At 70.0% G+C, this 17,931-nt stretch carries 12 protein-coding genes; 8 read left to right on the top strand and 4 right to left on the bottom strand.

Annotated elements, in window-relative coordinates; all coding sequences use genetic code 11:
* The first annotated feature begins 8 nt into the window (after positions 1–8).
* Positions 9–1,619, top strand: coding sequence for a DUF2142 domain-containing protein (locus ACPYOG_RS06755; RefSeq protein ID WP_481293479.1), 1,611 nt, complete (start codon positions 9–11; stop codon positions 1,617–1,619).
* Here ACPYOG_RS06755 and ACPYOG_RS06750 read toward each other — a convergent pair.
* The gene (locus tag ACPYOG_RS06750) at positions 1,570–2,589 is read right to left on the bottom strand and encodes a glycosyltransferase family 2 protein (protein WP_481293478.1); all 1,020 of its coding nucleotides are present in this window, start codon (positions 2,587–2,589) and stop codon (positions 1,570–1,572) included. The genes ACPYOG_RS06755 and ACPYOG_RS06750 overlap by 50 nt on opposite strands.
* Positions 2,586–5,063 carry a glycosyltransferase gene (locus tag ACPYOG_RS06745; protein ID WP_481293477.1) on the bottom strand — a complete coding sequence of 826 codons (2,478 nt, stop codon included), beginning with the start codon at positions 5,061–5,063 and terminating at the stop codon, positions 2,586–2,588. Before ACPYOG_RS06745 ends, ACPYOG_RS06750 begins: the two co-directional genes overlap by 4 nt.
* A 133-nt stretch (positions 5,064–5,196) precedes the next feature.
* On the opposite strand from ACPYOG_RS06745, the gene ACPYOG_RS06740 reads away from it, so the two are divergent.
* The gene (locus ACPYOG_RS06740; protein WP_481293476.1) at positions 5,197–6,777 is read left to right on the top strand and encodes a DUF2142 domain-containing protein; all 1,581 of its coding nucleotides are present in this window, start codon (positions 5,197–5,199) and stop codon (positions 6,775–6,777) included.
* A 137-nt stretch (positions 6,778–6,914) separates the two neighbouring features.
* Here the strand turns inward: ACPYOG_RS06740 and ACPYOG_RS06735 are convergent, their stop codons facing one another.
* Positions 6,915–9,884 (bottom strand): glycosyltransferase family 2 protein, encoded by a 2,970-nt coding sequence (locus ACPYOG_RS06735; protein WP_481293475.1) that lies wholly within the window; start codon positions 9,882–9,884, stop codon positions 6,915–6,917.
* Positions 9,885–9,949: 65 nt separating this feature from the next.
* On the opposite strand from ACPYOG_RS06735, the gene ACPYOG_RS06730 reads away from it, so the two are divergent.
* The 6 genes from ACPYOG_RS06730 (at position 9,950) to ACPYOG_RS06705 (ending at position 16,467) form a co-directional block, all read left to right on the top strand.
* Positions 9,950–11,029, top strand: a complete 1,080-nt coding sequence (locus tag ACPYOG_RS06730) for a glycosyltransferase family 2 protein (RefSeq protein WP_481293474.1) — start codon at positions 9,950–9,952, stop codon at positions 11,027–11,029.
* Positions 11,030–11,219: 190 nt separating this feature from the next.
* Positions 11,220–12,602, top strand: coding sequence for a glycosyltransferase family 4 protein (locus ACPYOG_RS06725; protein ID WP_481293473.1), 1,383 nt, complete (start codon positions 11,220–11,222; stop codon positions 12,600–12,602).
* 34 nt (positions 12,603–12,636) lie between these two features.
* Positions 12,637–13,536, top strand: a complete 900-nt coding sequence (locus ACPYOG_RS06720; protein ID WP_481293472.1) for an ABC transporter permease — start codon at positions 12,637–12,639, stop codon at positions 13,534–13,536.
* Between the two features lie 2 nt (positions 13,537–13,538).
* On the top strand, positions 13,539–14,795 hold the full coding sequence (locus ACPYOG_RS06715; RefSeq protein WP_481293471.1) for an ABC transporter ATP-binding protein: 1,257 nt from the start codon (positions 13,539–13,541) through the stop codon (positions 14,793–14,795).
* Positions 14,792–15,664: a glycosyltransferase family 2 protein gene (locus tag ACPYOG_RS06710; RefSeq protein ID WP_481293470.1), complete on the top strand. Its 873-nt coding sequence runs from the start codon at positions 14,792–14,794 to the stop codon at positions 15,662–15,664. Before ACPYOG_RS06715 ends, ACPYOG_RS06710 begins: the two co-directional genes overlap by 4 nt.
* Positions 15,661–16,467 (top strand): glycosyltransferase family 2 protein, encoded by an 807-nt coding sequence (locus ACPYOG_RS06705; protein WP_481293469.1) that lies wholly within the window; start codon positions 15,661–15,663, stop codon positions 16,465–16,467. The genes ACPYOG_RS06710 and ACPYOG_RS06705 overlap by 4 nt, the downstream gene beginning before the upstream one ends.
* A 13-nt stretch (positions 16,468–16,480) precedes the next feature.
* On the opposite strand, the gene ACPYOG_RS06700 is transcribed toward ACPYOG_RS06705, so the two are convergent.
* On the bottom strand, positions 16,481–17,931 hold a 1,451-nt coding region (locus ACPYOG_RS06700; RefSeq protein ID WP_481293468.1), incomplete at its 5' end, for a cell wall-binding repeat-containing protein.

Below are 17,931 nucleotides of genomic sequence, written 5' to 3'. Positions count from 1 at the left end.
ACGCTCCGGTGAGCACCCCGGTCGACCAGCGGCGGCCGGAGGTCTCCCAGGTCGTCGTCGTCACGGAAGAGGTCCCGGCCCGTCGCCCGCTGGTCTCGTTCTTCGTCGCCTGGGCTGTCCTGGTTCTCCTCGGCGCCGTCTGGGCCTGGGCCACGCCGCCGTCGGCCTCGCCGGACGAACCGGCCCACATCGTGCGCGCCGCGAGCGTGGTCCGCGGAGAGCTGTTCGGGCGGCCGTCCGCGTCGGGCAACCTCGTACACGTGCCGCAGTACGTCGCAGACGCGCACCGCACGACCTGTTACGCCTTCCAGCCGTCCGTCCCCGCCGCCTGTCCGCTCCCGAGCGGTGAGGATACCCGAGCGACCGTCATCGCGCCCACCTCGGCCGGGCTCTACAACCCGCTGTACTACTACGCGGTGGGATGGCCGTCCCTGCTGTTCGGCGATGCCGGCGGACTCCTGGCGATGCGGCTGGCGAGCGCCGTGCTGTCCGCGCTGTTCGCGGCCCTCGCCTTCTCGATGGTGATGACGTTCAGGGAGCGGCGGCTTCCCGTGCTGGCCTTCGCCGTCGCCGTGACGCCGATGGTCCTGTTCCTGAGCGGCACGGTCAACCCGAGCGCTGTGGAGGCGACGGCGACCCTCGCGGTGTTCTGCGGCATGCTGGCGGTCACCCTCTCGCCGGATCCCGCCCGGTTGCCCGCGCGCGCGGCCGTCGTCGCCGTCTCGGCGATCGTCGCGGTCAACGCGCGGGGGCTGTCCCCGCTCTGGGTGCTGGCCGCCCTGGCCGTCCCGCTTCTTCTCGTGGGCGGCCGGACAGCGCTCCAGCTGCTGAGACAGCGCTCGGTCCTCCTCGCCATCGCAGCCGTCGCCGTCGGGACGATCGCCGCCCTGGGATGGACGCTCGCCACCAACTCGCTCGCCAACGCGATCGCGCATCCCGAGGACGCCCTGCAGTTCCCGGGCGTCGGCGCCTCGCCCTTCACCGGCTTCCAGCGCGTGCTGGTGGGCACCGTGGGCTACTCGCAGGGCCTCGTGGGCTTGTTCGGCTGGCTCGACACACCGGCGCCCGAGGCCGTGCTCTTCGCGTGGGGCGTCGCCATCGGCTCCCTCGCGATCGGAGCGCTCCTCGTGCTCCGCGGGCGGCGGCTGCTGGTCGCCGCGGTGCTCGTCGGCGCCTTCCTGCTGCTGCCCGCGCTCGTGCAGGCCGTGTACATCCACGGCGGCGGGATGATCTGGCAGGGTCGCTACAACCTGCCGCTCTTCCTCTGCCTCGTCGTCGGCCTGGCCGCTCTGCTCGACGGCTCGGCCTTCCGGTCGCCGCACACCTGGCGGCGGCTGCGCATCCTGCTCCTCGGCGGGGCGCTGCTCGGGCAGCTGTGGGCCTTCGCCGCCGCCCTGCGCCGCTACGCCGTGGGGGCGAACGGCTCGGTGAGGACCTTCCTGTTCGGCTCACCCGCATGGACACCGCCGGGCGGCGTCATCCTCGTGCTCGTCGTAGCGGCCGTCGTCTTCGCGGTCGCCGCCTTCCTGCTGTACCGTGCGACGGCGAGCGAGGGTGGGGAGCGCCGGATCAGGAGGGTTGCAGCAGGTCCCGCAACACGTCCAGCCGTCGCCGGCTAGCGAGGCGCCCGTAGTCGCCGCCTCGGGCGAGGCGGATCACCGGGATCAGACGCGCCAGCCGGTTGGCGGGCAGCGCCGCCCTGGCCGCCTCGAAAACCGCCTTCTGCTCGGCGAGCGCGCGGTGCTCCGCGGGAACGCCGTCCGACGCGGCCAGCCTGTCGGCGAGGATGCGCGAGCGGGCGGCCAGCATCCGGTTCCGGTCGCCACGCCGTCCGAGGACGCGGCCGACCTTGTGGCGCAGCGTCGGGTCGCTTGCGCCGATCTGGTTCTCGTCGTGCCGCCGGTACCGGGTGAGCGGCCGTTCGCTGAGGTCGAGCCGGTCACGGGCCGCCGCCTGGATCGCCAGCCACTCGTCGTGCACCCACTCGGACGGGAACGGGAGCGCCTCCCGCAGTAGCCCGGCGGAGATCATGGCCGTCGCGCCCGTGGCGAGGTTGCGGCGGACGAAGGCCTCGAACGCGTGCCCGGAGTGGACGGCCGCACGCTCCTCGTCGCTGACCTCCAGCACCTCGAAGAGGGTGCCGCCGACCGGCAGGCTGTCATCGCCGATGAGGGTGGCGTCCGTGTGGAGGAAGCCGAGACCCGGGCGGGCGGCGAAGTAGGCTGCCAGACGCTCGAGCTTGTCGGGCACCCACTCGTCGTCCTGGTCGCTCAGTGCGATGAGGTCGCCGTCGCAGGCGCGGAGGGCCTGCTCGAAGTTCGCCGTGACGCCGAGCGGCGTCTCATTGCGGAGGATCACCAGCCGCGGCGTCGGTGCGCCCGCTGCCCGATGCGCGGCGACCTCCTCCTCCACGACGGTCAGCGTGGCGTCGACCGAGGCGTCGTCGGACACCACGAGCTGGTCGGGCGGGAGCGTCTGGGCGAGGATGCCGGCGAGCTGCCGTCGCACGTAGCGGGCGCCGTTGTGCGTGCACAGGGCGACCGAGATGGATGCGCGACTCGCGCCGCTCGCGCCGGACGCGTCGCTCACCGGCGCCCCAGCCGGCTCCGGATCTTCTTCGTCACGACGGCCGGGCCCCCGTTGCGCAGGTAGTGGAAGAACAGACCGACGTCATGGCGGACCCCGTGCTTCTTGCGCCGCTGGGTGGTGCGGCGCGCCGGAGCCCCCTGCCCCACGACACCGCGGGCGACCAGGTCGGCCGCATGCCGGGGCTCGGAGACGAAGTCGACCAGGGGGGCGAGGACCACGCTCCAGAAGTAGCGCTGGCGCACGCGGGCGAGGTTGCGCTTGGCGGCGCGGATGAACTTCTCGTCGAACAGCACCATCTCCAGAGCCGCGACCAGCGCATCCACATCGCCGGAGGGGACGACCACGCCCAGTTTCTCCTCCTCGACCAGCTGAGCGAAGTGATCGCCTTCGGTGACGACCATCGGGAGGCCGGCCCACAGGTAGTCGAGGATGCGCGTGCGGAACGAGAAGGTCGTCTCGACGTGCGAGAAGTGCGTGCTGACGCCGGCATCCGCCTCGGTGAGGTAGTTCTGCCGGTCCGCGTAGTCCACCCACGAGCTGTTGAAGAAGACCACGGAGTCGAGCACGCCGAGGTCGCGGGCCAGCTGCCGCGACTCCGCGACGATGCCCATCTCCGGGACGCCGGGATGCGGATGCTTGGTCCCCTGGAAGAACAGGCGGACATCGCCATGGGTCTCCGACAGGCGGGCGACGGCCTCGATGAGCGACTTCGGATCGAACCAGTTGTAGAGGCCGCCGCTCCAGAGCAGCAGCTTGTCGTCGGGGCCGATGCCGGGCTGGACGCCCTTCAGCACATCCCGCTCGTGTGCGGGCGGCGTCTCCGACAGCCCGAACGGTACGACGTCGATGAGGCCCTCGAGGTCCGGGTCGTCGTCGTAGTTCGCCGGGTTGATCCGGCCGAGCGCGGCGAGCTGCCCGAGGTAGAAGTGCCGCTGGCGCTCGGAGGCGCAGAGGAAGAAGTCGCCGCGCTCCAGCTGCTCGTTGAGGACGTCGGTGGCGTCGAGGACCTGCTTGTCCCACTGCGCGCGGCCGAGCTCCCTGCCCTGCTCCAGCTGCTCCAGGTGCATCGGGTCGTAGACGTCGGCCACGATGATCTTGTCCGTCTTCCGGAGGCTCTCGAACAGGGCCATCGCGAGGCCCTGGAAGACGATGACGTCGCTCTCGCGTTCCAGCGCCCGCATGGCGCGGTCATCGCCTGGACGCACGTGCACGACGTCGAAGGGCGCGGAGACCGGTTCGACCCCCGCCAGCGACACGAGCGTCACGACGTTGTCCTTCGCCAGCGCCTCGGCCATGCTCCAGGCGCGGATGGCCGGGCCGGCCATCTTCGCACCGATCGGGTCCCCCGTGATGACGAGGACCCGGGTGACGGCCGGCCGCTCCGTCACCGGGAAGGCGGTCGCCAGCTTGTCGTAGCCCTCCAGGTAGTGCTCGCCGGTGTAGGAGGGCGCATCCGTCTCGCCGAAGAGGGACCAGATGCGGCTGTCGGCGATGACCCGCGAGCCCTGGATGCGCTCCCGATCCGCTGCGAGACCGGGCAGGTGCTCGACGAACTGGTCGATCGCATAGACCGCCGCGACCGTCTCCTTATCGATCTCCATGGTCGGGTCGTTCGAGCCGCCCTTCCGCAGGTCGAACTCGGTCGAGTCGAGGCCGCCCTTGGCGATACCCCGCCGTACGGTGAGCGCCAGCGTCGCCGGAAGGACCTGCGCGAGAGCCTCGTCGCCCAGGTTCTTGTACTGCGCGAACAGCGCGTTGCGCTCCAGGAGGTAGCTCTCCTTGAAGACGCCGAAGGAGGACATCGAGGCGTGGTGCTTGTGGAAGGCCAGCGACGTCGGCTCATAGACGAAGCGGTGGCCGGCCAGGTTCAGCCGCCAGCCGAGGTCGACATCCTCGAAGAACATGAAGAAGCGCTCGTCGAAGCCGCCGAGCTGCTCGTACACCGAGCGCCGGACGAACATAGCGGAGCCGGTGCCGAAGAGCACATCCGTGGGGACATCCGGGGTGGAGGGTACGGGCTGGCCGGTCAGCGGCTTGTAGCCCTGGCCGAACCACGTCATCGCCGAGCCGATGTAGTCGACCTTGTCCCCGTCCCAGTCGAGCACCCGGCTCGCGACGGCGCCGACGCGGGAGCTCGACTCGAAACGCGCGACGGCGGCGCGGACCCACGCCGCATCGGGCTTGGCGTCGTTGTTCAGGAAGGCCACGTACTCCCCCGACGCCGACCGCACGCCCAGGTTGCAGCCCCCGGCGAAGCCGAGGTTCGCCTTGGACTCGATCAGCACGACGTGAGGCGCCTCACGGCGGAGGCGCTCGGCGCTGCCGTCGCCCGACGCGTTCTCCACCACGACGATCTCGAGACGGTCCGCCGGCCAGTCCAGCCGCCCGAGATGGTCGATTGCGGTCAGCGTGTCGTCGGTTCCTCGGAAGTTCACGAGGACGACCGAGACGACTCCGGGGCGCGTGGTGGGCATGCGATCCTTTCACTGGCGAATCCGCCCGCCAGCCTAGCAAAGCGGCCATCCGAGCCCCCCGCGCCCTCCCAGCCGATTGCTAAGCTGACCTGGTTCCACCCACCGCTCAACAGGACACGAGGTCTTCTCCGCGATGGATCACGCACGCTTCGCCATCACCGCACGGTCGACGAGCTTTCCGTGGCGATTGTTCTGCGGCGTCTTCGCCGGGCTGTTCCTGCTGATGGCCGCCTGGGCCCTCGCCACGCCCGTCTACTCCGTGCCGGACGAGCCGTCCCACGCCGTCCGCGCCGCTGCGGCCTGGCACGGCGAAGTGGTCGGGAACGGCATGCAGTTCGAGGCTCCGCGCTACCTGCTGATCGACGGGGCGGGCGTCTGCTACAACTCGGCGGTGGATCAGTCCGCGAACTGCATCGGGCCGATCGTCTCGGATGGGCGGCTGATCCCGTACACGAGCTCGGCCAACACGAACAGCCCGGTGTACTACGTGATGGCCGGCCTGCCGAGCGCCTTCCTCACCGGGGCGCCGGCGATCTACGGCATGCGCATCTTCTCCGCTGCGGTGACCTGCCTTCTGTTCGCGGCGCTGGCCGTCCTGCTCGTCCGCCTGCCCCGTGCCCGCTGGGTCGTGCTGCTCCCCGCCGCGGTGATCACCCCGATGGTCGTGTTCCTGGGCGGCTCCATCAACCCGAATGCCATCGAGATGGCCGCTGCCGGGGCACTCCTCGGATCGCTCCTGGTGCTCGCGAGAGAACGCCCGTCCGGGTGGCTTTTCGGGTTCTCGGTGGCGACGGCCATCGTCTCCGCCGCCTTCGTGACCGGGGGACGGAGCCTGGCGATGCTCTGGGTCGTATTCGCCGCCATCGCCGTCGTGGCACTGCTCCGCGTCGAGGACTGGCGCGCGCTGACGCGACGACGTTCCACCTGGATCGTCCTCGCCGTGCTCGCGGTGATCTGCCTCTTCGCCCTGTGGTGGTTCACGCGGCCCGAGAACACGGTCCACGCGGCCAAGGTCCCCTACCCGGGGAGCCTCTGGGGCGTCGCGCAGGACATGCTCGAGAAGACGTTCCTGTACTGGCGCCAGGACGCAGGCATCTTCGGCACGCTGAACGTCCCAGCTCCGGAGGGCGTCCAGACCCTCTGGTCCGCGGTGTTCGTCGCGCTCATCCTGTTCCCCCTCGTCCTCGGACGCGGACGCGAGCGCTGGGTGGCGGCGGGCTTCAGCGCCGTGCTCGTCGTCCTGCCGATCATGGTGCAGGTCGCGCTCTGGCGTCAGGTCGGCGACGTCTGGCAGGGCCGCTACATGCTCGCCGTCTTCCTCCAGCTCGCGATCGCGGGAGGACTCGCGCTCGACCGCGTCGTCGGGCGGAGCGCGGCTGCCGACGCACCCGGCGAGGACCTCGCGCAACGCCGCACGGTGTCCGTGCTCCGGGCCGTTCTCGTGCTGCTCGGGATCGCGCAGCTCGCGTCGTTCCTGTTCACGCTGCGCCGGTACGCGTCGCCCGAGCGTTCGTGGTTCCAGTTCCTGCTCCACCCCGAATGGCAGCCTCCCGGAACCACCATCGGGCTGACGCTGCTCACCCTGGTCGCGCTCGGGCTGTCGACCGTCTGGGTCTGGCGATCCCTCCCGCGCCTCTTCGAGCCCGTCCCCACCTGGGACGCGGAACCCTCCGGCCTCCCGGCGGACGAGCCCGTCTCGAGCCGCTCCGCCTAGCCTCCGCCCCCGCCGCCATTCGTCACGAATGTTGCTTCCAGGCCCGGCGTAGGGCGACATTCGTCACGAATGTTGCTCCAGACGCGGCGTAGGGCGACATTCGTCACGAATGTGTAGGCGCGGGGGGACGGACCGGGTCAGGGGGCGATCCACGGGGGCGTCTGCGTGGGGCGCGCGTTCGCCTCGGGGTCGCTGAGGAAGTCGTAGATGCCGTCGAGGGCGGCGTCCCAGTCGGAGTGCGCCGCATCGATCGTCGCCTCGCCCGCCGCCGCGATGCGACGACGTGCCTCGGCATCCCGAACCAGTCCGTCGAGTGACGCCACGACCTCTTCGTACGTCATCATCGTCGTCTGCGCGTTCTCGCCCGGCGTGAACAGCCAGCGGAACCACGGCGAGTCGGGGACGACCATGGCGACGCGGCTCGCCATCAGCTCCAGGGGCAGGTAGGACGGGTGACGCGAGATCTGCAGGGTGATCCCGATGTCGGTCTCGCGGTAGAGGCGGCCGGTCGCGCGGTAGTCGAGCAGTCCGAGGTCGATGAAGTCGGCGCTCGGCGGCAGGTATTTGGCGCCCGCGGCCACAATGCGGACACGATCTCCGTGGCGACGCTTGATCTCGCTGAGGGCGGCGTACACCAGCTCCCAGCAGTTCCGGAAGTGGTCGCGGGCATAGGCGAAGATCGTCACCGGCTCGTCCGCCTGAGGTCCGCGCCGCCCCTCGCCGTGGAAGATCGTCCGGTCCACCGCCGGCTCGAACCAGGTGGCCGTCCCGCCGTACCCGCCCGAATAAATGTCATGCATGCTTTGCGTGTTGCAGATGCCGTACAGGCCCAGGCGATACGTCTGCTCGGTCATGGCGAACATCGTGCTCGCCGGATAGAACGACGGCTCGTAGTCCTGGATGAGGTAGAACTTCCGCGGCGTGCCCGGCGTCTTGGCGACATCCCGGGCGGTGAGCCAGAACGTGGCGATGGCCGCATCGGCGGGAGGGATGGCGGCCAGCCCCTCCTCCGTGCCGTAGTAGTGCCCGACCTCCGAGCCGGCTAGGCCCGGGAAGGCGGCCACGATCGCCGACTGGTAGAACTCGTTCGCCGGGTGCCCGTTGATGAAGAACCGGTTGAGGACGCCGTGGTCGCGCGCCAGTTTGTCGGCAATCCGCAGGGTGGTGTTGACCCCGCCGAAGAAGGGGAGGTCGAAGCCGGGGAGCAGCCAGTTGATGGTGCGCACCTCCCGCCGTCCGGTCGTCGCGCGGTGCGTCTCCACCACCTGCTCGACCTCTGCCGCGGTGATGCTCCCGAGCGGCAGGAGGGCGGTCGCATCCTCCGAGATGGTCGACTGCTGCGCATCCGACTTCCACGGTCGCCCGAGGCCCGCCATCGTGAGCTGGAGCGGAGGCGGATCGTCGGCGGCGGCGAAGCGCGGGACTTCGACCAGGCGGCAGACGTTCGGCGAGATGTAGGGGTCGCCGGCGACGAGCCACGGCTGGTAGCGCCAGTAGCTCGCGAAGGAGTCCGCCCGCGGAGCGTGAGCGCCGCGCGTGAGCGACTCGAAGTGCCGGACGGCGTCGAAGGGGATGACCACGTTGCGCCGGCCGTGGACGACCTGGTCCAGCCCGAGCACGACATCGCTCCCGGTGAGCTGGAAGCGCTCGTCGAAACCGCCGACCTCCTCGAAGAGCTCACGACGGACTCCGACGCAGGCGGCGGTGACCGCCAGGCTGTTGCGGTACCAGCGGACGGGACCGATCAGCGAGTCGGCGTCGGGACGCATCCCGGCGAACAGGTTGGCCGCGAAACCACCGGGGCCGAGCATGACGCCGCCGTGCTGCACCACTCCCTCGCCGGTGCGGAGCTGGAAGCCCGCCGTGCCGACGCCCTGTCGCTGCAGGATCCCGACCAGCTCGCGCAGCCAGCGCGGGTCGACGATCTCCGTGTCGTCGTTGAGGAAGACGAGCACCTCGCCGTCGCTCTCGCGCGCTGCGACATTGTTGACCCGGGAGTAGTTGAAGGGCTCTTCGTGCCACCAGCGGTGACGGACGGGGATCCCGGGGTCGAGGGCCGCGTACCAGGCCTCGTTCTCGTCGTTCTCGCCGCCGTTGTCGACGACGGTCACGTCGAACGCCGGGTAGTCCGTGGTGGCCAGGCTCGGCAGCAGCCGGTCGAGATTGGCCCGGCTGTGGCGCGTCGGAACGACGATGGACACGCTCGGCCAGCGCTCCGGCCGGAACCGGACACGGACGATGCCGTCGCTCACCTCGGTGGCCGCATCCTCTCCCCGATCGCGGAGGGCGCGTGCGACCATGGTGGCGTCTTCCTCCGTCGCACCGGCTTCCGGAGCATCCGGAACCGACAGCAGAACGAACGGGACGCGGCCCACCGCCGACTCGGTCAACTCGGAGCGCAGGAGGAGGCGCCAGATGCCGTGGTCGTCGAGCGTGACACCGACCGCCGCCCGCGCGTCCGGCACCCGGATGGCGAAAGCGCGGCCCAGATAGTTCGCCCCGAGCAGGATCTCGGGCGACCAGACCGGGCGGAACAGGGGCGAGCTGCGCGTTCCGTCGGAGAGGATGCGGTCGGAGTCGAACCCGATCACGCGGCACACCGGGTCGACGCGGTGCTCCTTGGCCACCTGCTCGAGGGCGTGCGGGTCGAGCACGGATCCGGCCTTCAGGAACAGCACGAAGTCCTCGACGACGTCGGGGAGCAGCTCACGCAGCGGCGTGCCGGTCCGCACGACCAGCGAACGCGGCTCGACCGCGACCTGCGCGTCGAGGCTCGCCCTCGTCGCGGCGACGCGAGCCGCTTCGTCCTCGTCCGCTGCGCCGGTCTCGCCCTCGGTGCCCGTCGTCTCGATGAGCACCAGGAAACTGCTCGTCGGCCCGGGCGGGAGCGGCTCGAACGGGGCCTGCTGGGCACGCCACTCTGCGTAGTCCGTCAGTCCGGGGCCGCGGGGCACCGACTCCGCCTCCGGTTCCGGCAGCGGGGGCCGGAGCTGGGCACGGAACGTGAGCGCGGCCTCTTTGCCTGCTCGGAGGACTCGTCCCCGCTGTGATCCTGCTGGCAGCAGACGGCCGAACGCACGTCGTGCGCGGCTCATCCATGCGTTCATCCGCGCAAGTCTAGCCGGGAGGCCGGTGGGGCCGCCCCGCCTAGACTGGAAGCGAGGAGGCGTCAGTGAGACTTGCCATGACCCTGATGGTGCGCGACGAGGCCGACATCGTCGGCGCGATGATCGATCACCATCTGGCCCAGGGCGTCGACACGCTCATCGTCACGGACAACGGCTCTGTCGACGGCACAGCCGAACTCCTCGAGGGCTACGCCGCCGACGGCCGGATCGTCCTCCATCAGGAGCCGGAGCACCGCAAGCAGCAGGCCGTCACCGTGACGCGCATGGCCCGCAAAGCGGCCACGGAGCATGGCGCGGACTGGGTGATCAATGCCGACGCCGACGAGTTCTGGCTTCCGCGTGCGGACGGTCTCACCCTGAAGGAGGCGTTCAGCGGGATCCCGAAGAGCATCCAGGCCTTCGATGTCCCGGTGCACGACATGATCGGCCCTGCCGCCCTCGCGGGCACCGGCCTCCAGCGCCTCGTCTACCGCGACCTCCGCACAGAAGCGGCGCTCCACCGGGTGGGCCTCAAGGCGCACGCCACGCACGATGCGGCACATATCGGCGACCCGGGCATCGAGGTCGTGCAGGGCAACCACTTCGTGAGCCTCGAGAACCGCGGTCCCGTCCCCGACGGCTTCGAGGTCGAGGTGCTGCACTTCCCCTGGCGCTCGTGGGAGCAGTACAGCCGCAAGGTCCGCAACGCCGGGACCGCTTACGAGAACTCCGAGCTCACCCCGAGCCCGAACCATCACGGGATGCGGGACTACCGGCGCCTGCTGGCCGGTGTCCTCTATCCCCTCTACCTGTGCCGGCATCCCGACGCTGCGGAGCTGGAGGCGGGTCTCTCCACGGGCGAGTACGTGCTGGACACGCGCATCGCAGAGGCCGTCGACTCGCCGGTCGCCGATCGTCCGGTCGATCCCGCCACGGAGGCCGTGGACCGCGCGGTCGGACTCGCGCTGGCCGACCTCGACCGCCGGCTCGCCGCCGCGCTCGACGATCGGGCGAGGGCTGCAGCGGAGCTGCACGCGGCGCGCGAGGAGAACCGTGAGCTCCACGAGCAGCTCGGGATGCTCCGCAGCCGCCGGGTGGTCCGGCTGGCCGATGGAGCCGCCCGCCTCCTGCGCGGCCGTCGCTGAGAATCCGCGCAGTCGACCTGGCCGGATCGCACACCGCGCTCCCCGGTACCGGTGATAGCCTTCCCCCCGGCTTTCGTGCTCGGCGCTTACCCGGATGCGGGCGAGAGGCCTCCCCCGCGACGTCGCCCTTCCAACGGTCTGGCCCGGACCCGCGGTGGAGCGGCCCGCTCGACGACGCAGAAGGAGCACCATGCCGACCACCGACCCCGCCACCGCCCAGAGGAGGCGGATCCTCGTCGTGACCCCCGACACGCTCGGGGTGCTCATGGCCGGCCCGGCGATTCGCGCGTGGGAGATCGCTAAGGCACTGAGCGCGGTCGGGGACGTCCGCCTCCTCTCCACGAACCGGGTCACCGACGATCTCTCGCACGACGACTTCCATGTCGCCTTCGCGGACGACCGCGGCCTCCGCGCCCACGTCGAATGGGCGGAGGTCCTCGTCTTCCAGGGACACATCCTGCGCAGCCACCCGTGGATCAAGACCACCGACACGATCGTCGTCGCCGACATCTACGACCCCATGCACCTGGAGCAGCTGGAGCAGGGCAAGGACCTGGACCCGGAGGACCGGCTGGCCGTCGCCATCGACACCGTCGAGGTGCTCAACGACCAGCTGGAGCGCGCCGACTTCCTGGTGTGCGCCTCCGAGAAGCAGCGCGACTTCTGGCTGGGACAGCTCGCCGGGCTCGCCCGCATCAACCCCGCGACCTACGACCGCGACCCGGGCCTGCGCTCCCTGCTGGATGTCGCGCCCTTCGGCGTCCAGAACGAGCCTCCCGTGCAGAACCGCCACGGCATCAAGGGCACCGTCCCGGGCATCGGGCCGGACGACAAGGTGATCGTCTGGGGCGGAGGCATCTACAACTGGTTCGACCCGCTCACCCTCATCGAGGCGGTCGCCATCGCGCGGGAGGCGCATCCCGACCTCCGGCTGTTCTTCCTGGGGGCGGCCCACCCGAATCCGAACATCCCGACCATGCAGATGGCGGTGCAGGCCCGCGAGCGCGCCGACGCGCTGGGACTCACCGGCGAGACGGTCTTCTTCAACGAGTCGTGGGTCCCGTACGCGGACCGCGCGGACTACCTCCTCGACGCCGACCTCGGCGTCAGCACGCACTACGAGCACCTGGAGACGGCGTTCAGCTTCCGGACGCGCATCCTGGACTACCTCTGGGCGTCCCTCCCCATCATCAGCACCGACGGCGACACGTTCGCCCACATCATCCGAGACCACGACCTCGGCCGCGTCGTTCCGCCCGAGGACGTCGACGCGCTGGCCGGGGCCATCGAGGAGCTGCTGTACGACACGGCGGCCCGCGCGCGCATCGCCGAGAACATCGCGGTCTACGCCCGGGAGCACACCTGGGAGAACACGCTGCGGCCGCTCGTCGCGTTCTGCGCCGACCCGGCGCCCGCCCCTGACCGCGTCGCCGGAATCGTGTCGGAGCGGAACCGCGTCGTGGACGACCTCACCACGCGGATCCGTGGCCTGGAGCAGAGCTCCTCCTGGAAGCTCACCCGCCCGCTCCGCGCGACCTCCGAATGGGTCGCCCGCAGGCGCCGCAAGCTATAATCCATCGATGCCCGAGAACAGAAACGACGACTGAATGACTGCACTGGATCGATACCGTTCGCTCTCCCAGGCGCGGATGGTGACGGTCGGCGGCGACGACAAGTCCGGAGGATCCTGGGCAGCACTGCGGGACATCCTGCGGCACCGCGAGCTCCTCTCGCTGCTCGTCCGCCGTGACCTCAAGTCCCGTTACAAGGACAGCGTGCTGGGCTTCATCTGGACGCTGGTGCGCCCGCTCACCCAGCTGCTCATCTACGCGGTCGTCATCGGCAAGGTCCTGGGCGCGGCGAAGGGCATCCCCGACTTCGCCATCTACGTCTTCTCCGGCCTGACCGTCTACGGACTCTTCAGCGAGATCATCGGCGGGACGACCGCATCCATCGTGGGGAACGCCGGGCTGATCAAGAAGGTCTACCTTCCCCGCGAGATCTTCCCGCTGGCGAGCGTGGGCTCGGCCGGCTTCAACTTCGTCATCCAGTTCGCGATCCTGCTGGTCGCGACGATCGTGGTCGGCAGGGCACCTCTGCATGCCGAGACCTGGTACCTCATCCCGTCCGTGCTGCTGCTTCTGCTGTACGGCACGGCGTTCGGACTGCTGCTGTCCGCCGTGAACGTCTATCTGCGCGATATCCAGTACCTGGTCGAAGTCGTGCTGCTGCTGCTCCTGTGGGCCTCGCCGATCGTCTACTCGTGGACCATGGTGCGGGACGCCCTCGGCCACGGCCTCGCGCTCGACATCTACACCGACAACCCGATCACGCTGGCCGTCCTCGGCTTCCAGAAGGCGATGTGGGTGGGCGGCCAGGGCGTAGCCCACTACCCGGACCAGCTGCTCCTGCGCATGGGCGTCGCCTTCGTCATCGGGATCGTCCTCCTCTTCGGCTTCCAGCGGGTCTTCGCGCGCCTGCAGGGCAACTTCGCGCAGGTGGTGTGAGCATGACGACGGACACGACAACAGCCACCGCGGCTGCGACCGAGGACGAGGCCCCCGAGATCGTCCGGGTGAGAGACGTCTCGAAGCGTTTCGTCATCCGCAAGGACAACTCCCTCAAGGAACGACTCGTCGCGTTCGGCCGCGGGCGCCAGCACCGCGAGGAGTTCTGGGCCCTCCGCCACGTCACCATCGACATCCGCGCCGGCCACACGGTCGCGCTGATCGGCCACAACGGCTCGGGCAAGAGCACGCTGCTGAAGGTCATCGGCGGCATCATCGACCCCACTAGCGGAAGCGTTGCGCGCCGCGGCCGGATCGCTGCCCTCCTGGAGCTGGGCGCCGGCTTCCACCCGGACCTGACGGGTCGCGAGAACGTCTACCTGAACGCGTCCATCCTCGGGCTCAGCCGCCAGGAGACGGAGGAGCGGTTCGACGAGATCCTCGGCTTCTCCGGCATCGGCGACTTCATCGACACGCAGGTGAAGTTCTACTCCTCCGGCATGTATGTGCGTCTGGCCTTCGCCGTCGCGGTGCACACCGATCCGGATCTGCTGCTGGTCGATGAGGTCCTCGCCGTCGGCGACGAGGCCTTCCAGCGCAAGTGCCTGGACAAGATCCGCTCGTTCCAGGACGAGGGACGGACCATCATCCTCGTCACCCACAACCTGGGTCAGGTCACGGAGCTGGCCGACCGGGCGATCCTGCTGAACAAGGGCGAGGTCGTCTACGACGGCGAGCCGGGCGGTGCCGTGACCGAGTTCCGCAAGGTCCTCGAGGGCCGTCGCGTACTCGAGGCCGAAGCGGAGGCTGCCGTGCAGACCGCCAAGCACGGCCCGGTGAGCGTGGAGCGCGGCAAGGTCGTGGAGGCGCGCGCGTGGGCGGACGGCCGGGCCGTCGGAGATCCGGTCCAGCCGGGCGACGACCTGCGCATCGAGATCACTCTGGAGCACGACACGGGCATCGAGGACTGGAAGTGCGCGATCCAGATCGACAACACGCTCGGGCAGCCGGTCTACGGCACGACGACGGAACGGATCGGCGCCGAGGTGTCACGGCTCAAGGAGCGGCAGACCGTCGCCTTCCTGCTGCGCGACGCGCGCTTCGGCGCCGGTAAGTACTTCGTGAACGCATCGCTGATGGACCGGGCCGGCCGCCACCTGTCGGACAAGCCGCAGGCCTGCTCGTTCGACGTCCCGTACTATCCGCTCGCCATCGGGATGGTGCACTCCGTCCCCGAGGTCGTCGAGCCGTCGGCGTGACGGACGAAGGGACGGAACCCGCCGCGCACGCTGTCCCGAGGGTGCTCGCGGTGACCGTGACGTACAACTCGAGCGACACCATCCAGCCGTTCCTCGCCTCGCTCGCGGACGCCGGACGCATCGACGAGATCGTCGTCGCCGACAACGCGTCCGAGGAGGCAGCGGCGGTTCGGGCCGCCGTGACGGCAGCGGGTCATCGCTTCGTCGAGCTCGAGGTCAACGAGGGCTACGGCGGAGGCGTCCGGGCGGCCGTGGACGCCGCGACGGCGACACCGGACTACGTTCTCGTCGCGAACCCGGATGTCGTCTTCACCCCCGGAGCCGTGGATGCGCTCGTCGCCGCCGGCGAGCAGCTGCCGGACGCAGGCTCCATCGGCCCGAAGATCCTCGACGCGGACGGCACCGTGTACCCCTCTGCGCGGCGACTGCCCTCACTGCGTACGGGCGTGGCCCACGCGCTGTTCGGCCGGATGTGGCCCACGAACCCGTGGTCCGTGCGCTACCGCGCCGAGAGGGAGACCGAGAGCCGGCGGGACGCCGGCTGGCTGTCCGGCGCCTGCCTGCTCATCCGCGGTGACGCGTACCGCCAGATCGACGGGTTCGATCCGGGGTACTTCATGTACTTCGAGGACGTCGACCTCGGCGACCGGCTGGGCCGCGCGGGGTGGCGCAACGTCTACATCCCCGAGGCCGTCGTCACCCACACCGGCGCCCACTCCACCTCGCGCGAACGCAAACGCATGGAGAAGGCGCACCACGACAGCGCCTACCGGTACCTGTCGCACCGCTACGAGGCCTGGTACTTCGCCCCGGTGCGGCTCGCTGTCCGCCTCGGGCTGTGGGGACGACTGTGGTGGGTGTCGCGATGAGCGCAGCGACGTTCGCGCGGCGTGCGATCGCAGCCGCCCGCTGGCGGGTGGCGATGCGGTTGTACCGTGCGGGGCGATTCCGGCTGCGTCCGCTGTACTCGGCGAACGCCGCCGGCGGACCCGGCGAGATCACCGTGATCATGTGCCTCTGGAACCGCCGGGAGCGCATCGACGCGGTCCTCACGGAGCTCGACGCCCAGCAGGGACCGCGCGTGCGGCTCCTGCTGTGGAACAACCAGCCGGCCGATGACCGCTATTACCGGGAGCGGGTGGCGGCGTATCGTCCGCACGGCGCCCTCGCCGGCGTCTCCCTGTTCAGCAGCCCCGTCAATGTCGGCGGGCTCGGCCGGTTCTTCGTCGCCCGGAAGCTCTGGACCTCGGGCGCACGCGGCACCTTCGTCATGCTCGACGACGACCAGGATGTCAGCGACCACTTCCTCACCGACCTTCTGGAGGCGTCCGGCCCGCACACCATCGCCGGGTACTGGGCGTGGACGATGGAGGGCGAGTACTGGGCGCGCACTCCGGCCGAGCCGGGCGACCGCGTCAGCTACGTCGGCACCGGCGGGTGCGCCTGCGACCTCGACATCGTGTCCGACCTGTCCTTCTTCACCGGATTGCCGCGCTACTTCGCGTTCGTCGAGGACATCTGGATGTGCGGCTACGCCCGCAAGCACGGCTGGGTCCTGCGCAAGGTCGACACTCCGATCGAGTTCGTCCTGGATGAGACGAACCAGCACCACACGCTCGCGGAGCGCAAGGCAGAGTTCTACCGCTACCTCCGGCTCGACGACGGCGCCTGAGCCCTCTGAGCCCTCAGCAGGCGATGTAGCCGGTCACCGCGCCTGAGAGGGCCGACGGTCCGCCGATGAAGTAGACCTTCGACGTCTTCATCGAGACGATGTCGTTGCCGACCGAGCGCGGCATGCACCAGCTGGGTGAGAGGAACAGCGGCGCTTTCGCTGCTCCCGCCATCGCGGCGGCGGAGAGGGCGTCCGGGAAGTCGATGCCCGAAGCGATGTAGGCCGTACCGGCCGTCTGGAACCGCTGGGCGTTCACCAGATGGCTGGTGTCGTAGCGATCGGCTCCTCCGATCCGGGTGACCGTCAGTCCCGCCGACTGGAGGGAGGTGTCGAACGACCCGGCGATGATCGCGGAGCCTCCGATCACGGTGGCCGACGTGAGCTTCGCGTTCGTGACGTAGGCGCTGGTCGGCGCATCGACCGCTCCATAACCGGTGACCAGCACGACCGGCTGGCCGCCGACGCTCGCCGCCGATGCTGCGGAGAGCGCGTCCGGGAAGTTCAGGCCGCTCGCGAAGTACGCCCCGGTCGCGGCCGGGAAGGCATACTTCGCCACCGCGCGCGACGTCTCGAAGCGGTCCCCACCGGCGATCCGCACGACATTCGGCTGGATGGTCGCCAGCTTCGCGAGAACCGCGTCGGCGATCACATTCGTCCCGCCGACCACGACGATCTTCGCCGGAGCGAGACGTTTGACCTCCGTCATCACGCTCGCGGGCACATCGCCGCCGGTCGTGAGCAGGAGTGGTCCCCGCTGCACCGCGGCTGCCGCACTCGCGGCGATGGCGTCGGCGTATCCCTGTCCCGAGGCGATGTAGACCACCGGCACTCCGGGTGTCGGATAGGACGTCTGGGACACCGCGACCGACGTCGCATACCGGTCAGAACCCTGCACCCGGTAGCCTGCGGGCGCTCCCCCGATCGCGCTCGAGTAGAACTGGGCCCTGCAACCGAGTGCGGTGGCGCCCGAGGTGTTCCCGGCCGCCGGCAGCGCCGTGACGCAGGCCGTGTACTGGCCGTCTCCGGAGCGCGGGACGCTCGCGGTGAAGCCGTGCGCGGGACCCGCGGAAGGGTACACGTTCGCAACGTCCGGCCGGTTTCCGGAGGCCGTCACCGTGCTGGTGGTCGTGCCGGCCGGCGTCTTCCAGGTGATCTGGACATTGATCGACGTCGCCGCGAGGGTCTGGTCGAGCGCCCATCCACCGATGCTGAACGTGGTAGCCAGGAGGTTCGCCGACTCGAAGTTGCCGATCGGGGGAACGCCGGAGGTCGAGGGGCCGAACCAGTCCGTGTAGAGCCGCCAGAAGTTGCGGTTGCCGTACGCCGAGCAGGCGTCTCCGGTGCCGTACAGATTGGCGAGGGCTGCGGCGTTCGGCTGATACGGCGTGTAGTAGTAGAGCGCGGCGGTGGCGGCGTTGCGGACCAGCACATTGCTCGATCCGCACGCGGAATTCGGGTTGTAGC

It is taken from the genome of Leifsonia sp. HAY1-4F (assembly GCF_056755275.1).
Note: the sequence above shows the minus strand (reverse complement) of the source record. Positions and strands in the feature narration are given on the sequence as shown.

Coding starts and splice junctions, on each gene's coding strand:
- ACPYOG_RS06720 (WP_481293472.1), top strand. CDS start 12,637: ATGACTGCACTGGATCGATACCGTTCGCTCTCCCAGGCGCGGATGGTG.
- ACPYOG_RS06745 (WP_481293477.1), bottom strand. CDS start 5,063: ATGCCCACCACGCGCCCCGGAGTCGTCTCGGTCGTCCTCGTGAACTTC.
- ACPYOG_RS06740 (WP_481293476.1), top strand. CDS start 5,197: ATGGATCACGCACGCTTCGCCATCACCGCACGGTCGACGAGCTTTCCG.
- ACPYOG_RS06725 (WP_481293473.1), top strand. CDS start 11,220: ATGCCGACCACCGACCCCGCCACCGCCCAGAGGAGGCGGATCCTCGTC.
- ACPYOG_RS06715 (WP_481293471.1), top strand. CDS start 13,539: ATGACGACGGACACGACAACAGCCACCGCGGCTGCGACCGAGGACGAG.
- ACPYOG_RS06705 (WP_481293469.1), top strand. CDS start 15,661: ATGAGCGCAGCGACGTTCGCGCGGCGTGCGATCGCAGCCGCCCGCTGG.
- ACPYOG_RS06735 (WP_481293475.1), bottom strand. CDS start 9,884: ATGAACGCATGGATGAGCCGCGCACGACGTGCGTTCGGCCGTCTGCTG.